The 11,517-nt window shown below is 43.1% G+C and carries 10 protein-coding genes; 4 read left to right on the top strand and 6 right to left on the bottom strand.

Annotation, left to right across the window (positions count from 1 at the left end; all coding sequences use genetic code 11):
- Nucleotides 1-32 precede the first annotated feature (32 nt).
- Together FNW02_RS21105 and FNW02_RS21100 are read left to right on the top strand one after the other, a co-directional pair.
- On the top strand, nucleotides 33-1,586 hold the full coding sequence (locus FNW02_RS21105) for a cation:proton antiporter domain-containing protein (RefSeq protein ID WP_191759461.1): 1,554 nt from the start codon (nucleotides 33-35) through the stop codon (nucleotides 1,584-1,586).
- A gap of 497 nt (nucleotides 1,587-2,083) precedes the next feature.
- Entirely contained in the window at nucleotides 2,084-2,338 is a 255-nt protein-coding gene (locus FNW02_RS21100; RefSeq protein ID WP_191759460.1) for a hypothetical protein, read from the top strand.
- A gap of 35 nt (nucleotides 2,339-2,373) precedes the next feature.
- On the opposite strand, the gene FNW02_RS21095 is transcribed toward FNW02_RS21100, so the two are convergent.
- The 5 genes from FNW02_RS21095 to infC form a co-directional block, all read right to left on the bottom strand.
- Nucleotides 2,374-2,934, bottom strand: a complete 561-nt coding sequence (locus FNW02_RS21095; RefSeq protein WP_191759459.1) for a DUF3124 domain-containing protein — start codon at nucleotides 2,932-2,934, stop codon at nucleotides 2,374-2,376.
- Nucleotides 2,935-2,936: 2 nt separating this feature from the next.
- Nucleotides 2,937-3,614, bottom strand: a complete 678-nt coding sequence (locus tag FNW02_RS21090) for a potassium channel family protein (RefSeq protein WP_191759458.1) — start codon at nucleotides 3,612-3,614, stop codon at nucleotides 2,937-2,939.
- 88 nt (nucleotides 3,615-3,702) lie between these two features.
- Nucleotides 3,703-4,236 carry a hypothetical protein gene (locus FNW02_RS21085; protein WP_191759457.1) on the bottom strand — a complete coding sequence of 178 codons (534 nt, stop codon included), beginning with the start codon at nucleotides 4,234-4,236 and terminating at the stop codon, nucleotides 3,703-3,705.
- A 123-nt stretch (nucleotides 4,237-4,359) separates the two neighbouring features.
- On the bottom strand, nucleotides 4,360-7,377 hold the full coding sequence (locus FNW02_RS21080; protein WP_191759456.1) for an MFS transporter: 3,018 nt from the start codon (nucleotides 7,375-7,377) through the stop codon (nucleotides 4,360-4,362).
- A gap of 667 nt (nucleotides 7,378-8,044) precedes the next feature.
- Nucleotides 8,045-8,578 (bottom strand): translation initiation factor IF-3, encoded by a 534-nt coding sequence (gene infC, locus FNW02_RS21075; protein WP_086687969.1) that lies wholly within the window; start codon nucleotides 8,576-8,578, stop codon nucleotides 8,045-8,047.
- A gap of 537 nt (nucleotides 8,579-9,115) precedes the next feature.
- On the opposite strand from infC, the gene FNW02_RS21070 reads away from it, so the two are divergent.
- Entirely contained in the window at nucleotides 9,116-10,030 is a 915-nt protein-coding gene (locus tag FNW02_RS21070; protein ID WP_191759455.1) for an alpha/beta fold hydrolase, read from the top strand.
- Between the two features lie 57 nt (nucleotides 10,031-10,087).
- On the opposite strand, the gene FNW02_RS21065 is transcribed toward FNW02_RS21070, so the two are convergent.
- Nucleotides 10,088-10,447, bottom strand: coding sequence for a BON domain-containing protein (locus FNW02_RS21065; RefSeq protein WP_191759454.1), 360 nt, complete (start codon nucleotides 10,445-10,447; stop codon nucleotides 10,088-10,090).
- A 266-nt stretch (nucleotides 10,448-10,713) separates the two neighbouring features.
- Here FNW02_RS21065 and ilvN point away from each other — a divergent pair, with 266 nt between their 5' ends.
- A complete protein-coding gene (gene ilvN / locus FNW02_RS21060; protein ID WP_191759453.1) occupies nucleotides 10,714-11,232 on the top strand; it encodes an acetolactate synthase small subunit in 519 nt (172 codons plus the stop codon).
- Nucleotides 11,233-11,517: the final 285 nt, after the last annotated feature.

Genomic DNA, 11,517 nt, shown 5'->3' with positions numbered 1-11,517 from the left:
ATCAGTATTAAAATAACTTTTGAGAAAGTCATGTGGATGTTACTTTATTAGTCAAAGTTTCAATTATTCTCTTGCTAGTTGCTACAGGTGTAGCTTTACTATCCCGGCGATTACGAATCCCTTACGTCACAGGTTTAGTATTAGCAGGTTTACCAATCACTGAGTTATTATCTCGTCCGATTGGTTTAGATCCTTCCCTAGTTTTAAATCTTTTCTTACCAATTCTCATCTTTGAAGCTGGCATTAATACAGACGTCAGCCGCCTACGCAGCACATTTAAACCAATTGCCCTTTTAGCTGGCCCTGGGGCTGTGCTTTCTAGTGCTATTATTGCCGTCCTGTTGAAGCTGGGGCTGGGGCTGAGTTGGATACCTGCCTTATTTGTCGGAGTAATTCTGGCAAATACTGATACAGTTTCAATGATTGCGGTCTTTAAAGAGATACCAGTGCCCTCCAGGCTTTCTACCATTGTTGAAGGAGAAACCCTATTCAACGATGCCGCCGCCCTGGTTTCATTCAACCTGATTTTGCAAGTATATTCAACAGGTTCACTCACATTTCTAGAGGGAATCCAACAACTGCTATTTATCTCTCTGGGGGGTTGTCTTGTTGGGTTAGTTTTGGGCTACTTAAGTATACCTGTTTTTGCTCGTTTAGATGATCCTCTTAGCAGTCTCTTATTGACAGTCGCAGTTGCATTAGGAACTTTTCAGGTAGGGCAATTTCTCGGTGTATCTGGTGCTGTGGCTGTAGTTGTAGCTGGATTAATTTTCGGAAATTTTGGACTTTCTCGTAATACTTCTGCTTCTAGTCGCATTACCTTATTAAGTTTCTGGGAATATGCCAGTTTTACCGTCAATACCTTTATCTTTCTGTTGATTGGTGTAGAGATAGACTTGGTAACGCTTTGGAGAACTTTACCTGCAATTGCGCTTGCAGTTTTGGCTTATCAAGTAGGGCGAGTTCTTACAGTCTATCCGCTGCTTGCAGGGGTGCGTTGGTTTGACCGCCCAATTCCGCTACGCTGGCAACATTTACTGTTTTTAGGCAATATCAAAGGTTCACTCTCAATGGCTCTGGCGTTGAGCTTACCTACCACACTACCAGGGCGAGAAGTCCTCATTGCTTTAGTCTTTGGCAGTGTGCTGGTGTCGTTAGTGGGACAGGGTTTAAGTTTACCTTGGGTAGTAAAACGCTTAAAATTATCTCAATTTTCAGAAGCTCAGCAGCAAGTAGAAGAATTGCAAGCCCAGTTGATGACGGGTAAAGCAGCCCAAGATGAATTAGATAGCCTATTAAAGTCAGGGGTTTTACCAAAAGCCGTCTATGAAGAGATGCGTTCAGCTTATCAGGTGCGAATTGCTGGAGCGGAAAAGGCACTGCGGGAATTTTATAATCGCCGCCCAGAGGAGTTAGAAGCCAAAAATGGTGATCTTAGTAAACTCGATGCTGTTCGCCGCCGTTTACTACTGGCAGAAAAGGGAGCGCTTAATGAGGCAATGCGGAAGCGAATTCTCTCAGAAGAAATTGTGCGGGGGCGGATACAAGCTATTGATGAACAATTGCTTCAACTTGATGATGATTAAGTAGTTGTTGGGTATGGGGCATGGGGCATAGAAAGAAAGAGATCTTTTTATTTCCTGGTGTGCCTATTCAGACATGGAGGTTTAGATAGAACTAATTAAATTTTGTTTACAGGTAGAGATTAGGAGCAATACAAATATTAGACCTCTTGCAAAAGTCCCTAGCACCCCACCCCCAACCCCTCCCCTTGCTAAGGCTACGGTGTACACACAAGTCTTTGAGAGTGGCCTCACAAGTTTTTGATCCCCCCAACCCCCCTTAAAAAGGGGGGCAAAAACTTCTCAAAGTCCTCCTTTTTAAGGAGGATTTAGGAGGATCTACACGATTTTGGTTTGGTACAGAGATGTGTGTACACCGTAGTAGCAAGAGGAGGGGAGACAAAGCGTAGATTTGGCAGGGTGGGGTTCTTATTTTTGATTTATGCAAGAGGTCTATTGTAAATAAGTCTTTGATACTCGTGAATTAACCTCTGAGCTTTATCGATGAACCTTTGAGCTTCGTGAATGAACCTTTGAGCTTCGTGAATGAACCTTTGAGCTTTGTCGATGAACCTTTGAGCTTCGTGAATGAACCTTTGAGCTTTGTCGATGAACCTTTGAGCTTCGTGAATGAACCTTTGAGCTTTGTCGATGAACCTTTGAGCTTTGTCGATGAACCTCTGAGCTTTGTCGATGAACCTCTGATATTCATTAATATGTCTACCTACTTAGAACCACAGGTAAACACAGATATAGCCACCCTAAATTATTTGTGAGAAACTACAAATGAGAAATGAGCTTTCTAAAACAGTTATGGTGAAAGCGATCGCTGATTACTACTCTGATTTTGAATTATCCTACCAGGACTGATAAAAGAAATTCCTTGTTGAAAGTCAGTACCAATCATGATTGCCTCTACTATCGGCTCAGATATTTCTGTTTGGGCTACCCACTCTACAATGTAATTTGCGCCCAAACCTCCACTAGTGTCATTTCTATTTACAAAAAAATCTGTAGAAGCTAGTGCATCAAGTTGAATCGGGCGTTCTAAATACTGCTTGACTAATTTACCTTCTGAGTCATAGTAACGTACAGAAGTAATAACCATAGGATTGGTCAAATCTGTGTTCCGAATACTGAGCGTAACCGCTAAATTGAAAACCTCCTGCCGATTGTGATGATAAATATGAGAATAGACAGGAACATAGATAGTTTGACCCATTGCTATCTTGAAATTTTTATCCAGAGTTACTACCTTTTGAGATGGAGTTGACTCAGTAGTATTGGGTTTTGGTGATGTAACTTCTGTTGATTTACAAGATGTAAGAGCAATAATAGCGATCGCTAAATAAAAATGTGGATGCAGCTTCAAAACTATTTACAACCTTCGATAAAATCAATAACTTGATGTAATGACCCAGGTTTCGTCACAATCAGCACAGTTGAATCAGGTTCTAGTACTGTACTACCATTAGGAATCATCAAATCCTCGTGGGGATGAGGTTGATAGCCAATAATTAGAGAGCCAGTGGGAAACCGATAATCCTGAGCGATTTCGGCAACGCTACGACCAACAACATAGCAATTGTTTGGGATGGAAAGTTTTAGTACCTCAATCTGCCCCTGCTCAAAATGCATCATTGATTCTACTTGAGGATACTCAATGGAATTTACCATTGTTGAAACTGCTAGTTCAACGGTACTGATGATATGGTTGGCTCCAGCTAAACGCAGAGGTTCGGCAAAATCAGGGTGGCGCATCCGACTCAAAAGATGGGGAACACCGTAGTGCTTAGCAAGAGTTACCATTGCCAAGTTTAAAGCATCACTTCTCAGGACAGCCGCCAAGGAGCCAGCTTTGCGAATCCCAGCTTCTAACAAGACTTCTGTACTCACGGCACTGCCTTCAAAAGCCATTGCCCCCACTTGTTCACGGGCGTAGCGGCAAGCAGTAGGGTCGATGTCAATGATGGCAACTGTGTGCCCCAGTTCTACCAATTTCTGGGCCAAACTTAAGCCCACTAAGCCTGCTCCGCCAATTAGTACGTACATGGCTATTCTTAATGTTTGACTTCCTATTTCAGTTTACAGGTTAGCGAAAGAGTGTTGTCGCAGTGAATAGCTTAGATTTCCCAACTGTTTAACTTCTGGGAATGTCAAACACGCGCCATTCCTGAATACCCCAACGCTTAAGAATAGGCTCGGCTTGACGGATATCTTCTTCTGTGCTTTCTATTGTCACCAAATAATCGCCTTGGGATACTCGGTCGTTATAAAGTTGGGCGGCTTCTTCGGGAAGAAACCAACCTCGTAGTGCGCCAATCAGACCGCCAGCCGCCGCACTAGCTCCACTTCCTAAAAGGGTAGCTAAAACAGACTCTACTGCTAACGCTGGGCCAAAATCAGGAATCAGCAAAATACCTAGACCTGCAACCAAGGTAAGTAAACCTCCTGTCCTAGCACCTGCTAATCCACCCGCCCTAGCACCTTCAGCAGGAGTCATAGTATTATCACTCGTGTCGGAACTGTCAAGCTCCTCAAGCTGAGGTTTTTTAGTGATTACAGAAATTTTATTCATCGGAAAACCACTAATCCTCAGTTCATCGAGCGCTTGTAGTGCAATTTTCCGGCTGTGAAATATACCAATAGCGTGTTGGAGTTGGCTAGAAGCCATTTTGCCCTCCAATAAAGTGGGTTGTCGCTGGTTGATTTATTTACAGTATTACAAACAAATGTGACCAGAAAGTGATAGCACTTGTGAGCAGTTAGGCTTGTTTGAAACAAGATCCCCGACTTCTCAAAGAAGTCGGGGATCTGAAGCCCATTCGTGGGATTTTTTGAGCAAGTCTTTAACTTGAGCAGCTACAAGCGGATGTGGATCGTCTTGTAACTGGGGTAGTATTTCTAAAAGAAGGCGATGTGAAACCATGTTTAAATATGCGATCGCAGCTTCTCTGACAAAACCAGTTGGATGACGCAAAGCTGCCAAAATCTCAGCACTTGTCAGTCGGATACGAGTAATTTGAGCAAAATGAAAACAGCAAGCTAAGCACCAGTCAGAAAGTAAATTACTCAACAACAGTAATTTGTGGAGGCGATCGCTAATCAACATATTTTCATATACTACAACTTTGGCTTCTATAAGATGTTGCAGTTTTTCTTGCTGCGATCGGTTATCTAAAATATTCAGCAACAGACACTTTGAGGGTGAAGTCACGGTATGTTCTAAGATTTCTAATCCCCGTGCTAAGTTTACCCCTGATTGCGATCGCAGATTGAACGCCGCCGCCTGCATTTTGTCTGGGGAGTAAAGCAGCTTCAGTAACAACAGCAACCGCTCTTTAACATCCAATTCTAATTCTACTAGCGCACGTTGCATTAACTCAGAGACAGTCAGAATCCTCTGGCTTAATTGATCATATCCTAGAGGATCTATTGTTTTGAAATCTATGTATGCGGCGTAAATCTCACCTAAAAATCCTAATTCCTGCTTAATTAAATTTTCTACCCTACTTTCATAAAACCGATCTACTAAACCAGCAATTCCTGGTTGTTTGTGTATTTTTAGCAAGCTACGAAGAATATGATCCCTAGTAGTACCCCAAGATGTTTCTAAGTTTTGCCATAAAGACTCCATTGCTTCTTGAGTACTGATCTGACCAATAGTACGCCAAGCATACATCCGCACTACTTCTGGTTTGTAAATATTCGTAGCCACCTGCAACAGCATCTCTAAAGCTTCATTCTCCAGTCGTACTAGAGCTAACATTGCTGTACTGCGGGTTGATTTGTAGTAAAGTGCTGCAATTAGTGCCGAATAATATTCTTCTGAATGAGTTGCTGCAATCATTTCCAAGACAGCACAACGCACCCGTAAAGACTCATCCTGTAACAAATTCGGAATGTGAACCCGCAACGCCTGCAAATAAATTGCTTCTCTGAGCGCTCTGACTCCATTTACCCGTTCCCATTCTTGTTTATGAGTCAGCATTCGGCGCATGGTTTTAGTCGCTGCAACTTTTTGCATTGGCGTTCCCTGGCGTAAAACTAAAGCGGCGGCGGTAGCGCGGATGAGTGAATTTTGGCGGGGGTGCAAGTATTCTTCTAGTAGACTTAAATTGGGATTTGGTTCAGCCAACCAAACATAGCGTAGCGCTAAGGCAAAAACTTCAGGGGTAGTTGCTTCTGGCTGTTCTAACAAAGGGCGGATGGCGGGTAAATAAGCCGGATTTGCACCTCCCACTAGCATCACTTCCAAACTTTGGCATTGCAAATCTGGGGGTAATTTGACTAGTAGTGGTGCTAAAACTTCCGCTGCGCCTGGGGAATCAATTTGAGCTAAAAGTTCAATGCAAGAGCGTTTATCTGCCTCGCTGCCGTTTTCTCCTAAAGCTTTAACTACACCCTGCTTGAAGAATCGTAAGCCCACATTAGCCGCACTCAGGTTTCCTCGGGCCACACTTAAGACTAACAACTCAACATAACGCGATCGCAACTCCCAAACTACTTTTAAACAAGCACCAGCTACGACCATTGTTTCCCCTACCAACACCCACTTTTGTAGTGATACTGGTACAAATCGTCCACCAAGAAACAAAGTTGCAAAAATTACCAATCCTGTCAAACCAGTAGCGATCGCTTCCGCATTTCCGCCAGATAATGTCTGCATCCGGCTGCGAATGGCCTCTGGGATCGGTTGGTATAGTACTGGGCCACTACTCATGACAAAGGTGTAGCGCAAAAGTTCATCGCAGAATTTGAGAATTATCAGACCCCAGAAAAAGCTCTGCGATTGCATTGCTGGAACTAAATTTAGGAATATCAGCACTGCTGGTAATAAAAAACCTACAGTGATCGGTAAAAGCGTAGCGGTGAAAAATACCCCCATCCGTTCGATGAGTCGGCTAGAAATAAACCACTGCGTCAATAGCTCACACAGTCCGAGCATCCCACCAAATAGTCCCAAGAAACTGGCGAGTTCGCGATCGTCCAAATTAGACTGAAGTTCTCGTAGATACTGAAAATCTATTAACAACCCAATGACCTGTAACAGACCTACAAAGGCAAACAACTGCCAAACATAGTCCTTCAACGGACTTTTAACGAAACGCTGTCGTGATGCTTGTTCTTCAGGAATTAGTTTTTGGGGAGTTTCGGGAAAAGCTGCTCGATAGTGATGAGTTAAATAGAATAAAATCCCCGATCCCAATAGAATCATTACACAGCCGATGAGAATGACGTTATTCAACTTGGCAAATTGCACCAGCCAAGGCAAACTAAAGCCACTGATTACATCAGCGATCAATAAACCACTACTAACCAGTGGGTAAGTGCGCTTAATTTCCCGAATGTTAAATAGTTGGTTAGCGACAATGGACGTGTTGAGGTCATTGACCACGTAAAGTGCATCTACCCACAGCCGCAGCAGAAATATCGAAATAACTGCTAAGTATGAAACATGGGTTCCCCAATGTAATAAAACTAACAAAACTAATGGCATCACCATGCAAGGTGCGATCGCCACAATTACCCGGCGTAAGGGGAAAATCTTTTGCAGCCAAGAATATAAAAAAACCAGTCCTGCACCTAATCCAGCACTGGCAATATACATCCAAGGCAATAAGTCTGTCCCATATTCGTCTAAAAACAGTGCGACTGTACTGTCCTCTGCCCACCGCAATCCTACAGATACAGTTGTGTAAAAAGCAAACATCATCCAAGTCCGTTCGCTCTCTTCTGGCCGGAGATTTACCCACTGTAACAGTCGTGGTAGAACACCTCTATTTACAGTCAACCAGTCATTTTTCAGTTCCATGCAGTTTTAGTTTCTGGTATCGTCACGAGTGGGGGAGTCGAGGAGTGGAGAGGCAGAGAGCAGGGAGAGCAGCAAAGCAGAGAAGTAGGGGGAGAATATAATACTGACTCTTGACGGGCTAAACGCAACAGCACAGACTAAACGCCCCGCTACCGCTCCAAGCGCAGCCATGCCCGTATGGCTTTACAGCACTCAGCACTATTGACCCTTGACTCCTGTCTCCTGGACATAGCAAAAGTCCTGAGTAACTGAGTATTATGTTTCCCACTCAGCTCTCAGGACTATCGATTTCAGATAAATAAACCCAGAAACCTTGTAGAGACGTTGCAATGCAACGTCTCTACAATGCAACATCTCTACAATGAGCTATCTGTTGTTGCTATATCTTCAGAACTTACGCACTCAGATCCCCCAACCCCCTTAAAAAGGGGGCTTTAGAAATTCCCCCCTTTTGAAGGGGAGCCAGCGCGGTCTTGGGGGTTTCCCCCATGAGCGACTGGCGTGGGCTAGGGGGGATCTAGGTTTCAGCCTTCAGTGCGTAAGTCCTAATCTTTTGTACAGATAGACGTGATTAATCGCGTCTCCACTCCTGTATCCCCATAACAAAAGAATCCCCTGACTTTTAGCCAGAGGATTATCAAACTTCATCTATTAAAGAGTTAGAGGATTATTTTTTGGGCGAGATAAGCATCATCATATTTCGCCCTTCTTTTTTAGGCGCTTGCTGAACTTCACCAAATGGCTCTAAATCCGTCGCCATTCGTTTAAGCAAATCTTCTGCTAGGTCACTGTGTTGAATTTCTCGACCCCGGAACATCACAGTAGCTTTGACTTTATCACCATCTTTCAGAAAACGCTCTGCTTGCTTAACACGCACATTGTAGTCGTGTTCTTCTATCTTGTAGCGCATCTTAACTTCTTTAACATCAGCTGTGTGCTGCTTTTTCCGGGCTTCCCGCGCCTTTTTCTCCTGCTCAAACTTGTACTTCCCGTAATCCATAATCCGGCAAACCGGCGGATCAGCCTTGTCACTGAGTAGCACCAGATCTAGTTCTTTTTCTTCAGCTAGTTGTAGTGCTTCCTGTGGGGGCATAATTCCCAGTTGAGCGCCATCAGTATCAATAACCCGAATTTTCGGGAAGCGAATCCGTTCGTTAATTTGTGGCAGATCGCGAGTTCGTTTTTTCTCAATCACAGGCATTATGATTTGTGGGAGCTCTTAATGAAGGATTTGATGTGGTCTTGATTGGTGTAATCTTGATTGGTATGCCTCAGAGGCATAAATACTGGAATAACTAGGGTTTGAAGACATAGTCTCTGATTCTAGGGTAACTAATCCATAAAGTAGTTGCTTTGTTGTATTTGTCATTCTACTCACTCTGAGAGAATTTCTCTGCAATAGTTAATCTAAATTACACAACTTGGGACAATGTTAAGTATTGTTACAAATATTTACCAATACTTAATTGATAGTCGGGTTAACAAGCATATTTCCAAAATAACAAGGTTAGATATACAAGACGTTTATAAAAACCAATACAGTACATTGTATTACACAGAAATCGTAGTAGTATTTATAGTCAATAACTCTTGATAAATGTACTTAGAACGGATATGGTAGACATCTTTTACAGGTAGACAAAGGTAACAACTTCTCACAGCCTTGGCACTAAAGATTTGCAATTAAGCTCTTATATTGGAAGTAATGGTGTTTCAAAGCTGATGAATTGGAGGGACTGTGACTACTGCGGTACATTGGCAGGAGCGGGTTGGTAATCAAAGGGATTGGGTATGGCGGGGCTGGCAAACTCGTTACACGTTTATTCGCCCTGCCCAAAATCACCATCAGACAACACCATTAATCTTGCTACATGGCTTTGGTGCATCTATTGGGCATTGGCGGCATAATTTAGAGGTTTTGGGTGAGCATCACACGGTTTATGCCCTAGACATGCTGGGTTTTGGCGCTTCCGAAAAAGCCCCAGTCAATTACAGCATACAACTTTGGGTAGAGCAAGTTCACGACTTTTGGAAAACATTTATCCGTCAACCTGCGGTATTAATTGGTAATTCCAATGGTTCACTGATTTCTATGGCCGCCGCCGCCACCTATCCCGACATGGTACAAGGTATGGTAATGATGAGTTTACCCGATCCGTCATTAGAGCAAGAAGCGATCGCACCTGTACTACGACCAGTTGTCAGAACCATTAAAAATATAGTTGCTTCTCCGCTGATACTAAAGCCTGTATTTAACTTTGTGCGTCGGCCAGGTGTGCTACGCCGTTGGGCAAGTCTTGCTTATGCTAACCCAGAAGCAATCACCGATGAACTCATAGATATTTTAGCTGGGCCACCCCAAGATCGGGGTTCTGCCCGTGCTTTTAGTGCTTTGTTTAAAGCTGCGATCGGTATTAACTTTAGTCCTAGTGTCAAGACAGTATTACCGACCTTAAAAATTCCGATGCTTTTGATTTGGGGACAAAAAGACCGTTTTGTTCCTCCAGCCCTTGCTAACCAATTTGCTCAATATAACGAGAAATTAGAATTGCTAAATCTAGAGGATGTGGGACATTGTCCCCACGATGAATGCCCAGAACAAGTTAACCGAGCTATTTTAGATTGGATTGAGAGATGGGCTGGCGATCGCTAATATTCAGTTACTACCTAGATATCCTCAAATTCGATTAATACGTTCAACAATCAGCACCTAACCAATGGTCGTTTGATTGGTGTCAACATCTGTAGCACCACTTACAGAACGGGCTACAGAAATCATTTTGTTGAGGATTTCCTGGCTAGGAACTTTACCTTTCAATACTACAGTGCTACCCGTCTGAGCTACCCAAAGGCTATCAACATCATCAAGTTGGGGATCTTGATCGAATGCCAATGCTACTCGCTTTGCCAACCCACTTTGGTCGTACTCACCATTTAATCCCAAACGTTCTAGAGGAGTTGATTGAGTAGCAGTAGGCGCATTACTAGAAGTTTGCTGTACTTGTGGAGCCGGATTTACTTCTGCATTTTGAGGCTTTTCCATTCCAAATAGTCTTTTTAACCAACCCATAAATACTTTGCTCCTGTTGAAGGTTTTTCAAATATGAGTATAAATGCTTTGGAAAAATCCGGCATCTGCCAATGAAAAGATATGCACTCAGGAATATTCATACTTATGGCGTGATTTTTGCACAATTTCTTTTTAGGACTGCAATGAGTGTAGCTATTGAGTTTAAAATAGAAGGTCGCACTTACAATTTAATGCGGCAGTACCTCTAGCGCAGCCGTTAGCTAGTGTCTGCGTGATCAAATCCTGCTCTAGCCTTTTTGGCGAAGATGAAACATACTCTTTCAGTTCTCGTAGAAGATGAAGCGGGTGTTCTGTCCCGTATTTCTGGTTTATTTGCCCGTCGTGGTTTTAATATTGAAAGCCTCGCTGTTGGCCCAGCCGAGCAGGGAGGAGTTTCCCGCATTACGATGGTTGTACCCGGTGACGATCGCGTAATCGAGCAATTAACCAAGCAGCTATACAAGTTGGTCAATGTTCTCAAAGTACAGGATATTACCGAAACTCCTTGCGTAGAGCGGGAATTGATGCTCTTGAAGGTTAATGCTACCAGCAACAATCGCTCAGAAGTAATTGAATTGTCTCAGATTTTTCGGGCGCGTGTCGTAGATGTGGCGGAAGATTCCCTTACCTTGGAAGTTGTCGGAGATCCAGGTAAAATGGTGGCGATCGTGCAAGTGTTGCAGAAGTTTGGTTTAAGAGAAGTCGCCCGCACTGGTAAAATTGCTCTGACTCGTGAATCAGGTGTGAATACTGAATTGCTCAAGTCTTTAGAAGCAAAAGTTTAGTAGAAAGAGTTGGGCAAAGGTTAGCCTTTTCAAGGTGTAATCTATTTTTCTTGGTGTCTTAGTGGTTCAAAAATTGACTTTGAACCACTAAAGCACAAAAGTGAAAAGCCCAATATCGGGAACCGAATTTAAATTATTCATGCAACACACGCTTATTGTTAACTCCTCACACAAGAGTGGATTGCTAGTAATTGAGAACTGTGATCAAAATTTTGCCAAAGTGGCATGACTAAAGTGGCAAAAAATTGGTACAACATAAATGGACAAATATCTAATACTGCTAAC

This window comes from Komarekiella delphini-convector SJRDD-AB1, assembly GCF_014831675.1.
Lineage (GTDB): Bacteria > Cyanobacteriota > Cyanobacteriia > Cyanobacteriales > Nostocaceae > Komarekiella.
Note: the sequence above shows the minus strand (reverse complement) of the source record. Positions and strands in the feature narration are given on the sequence as shown.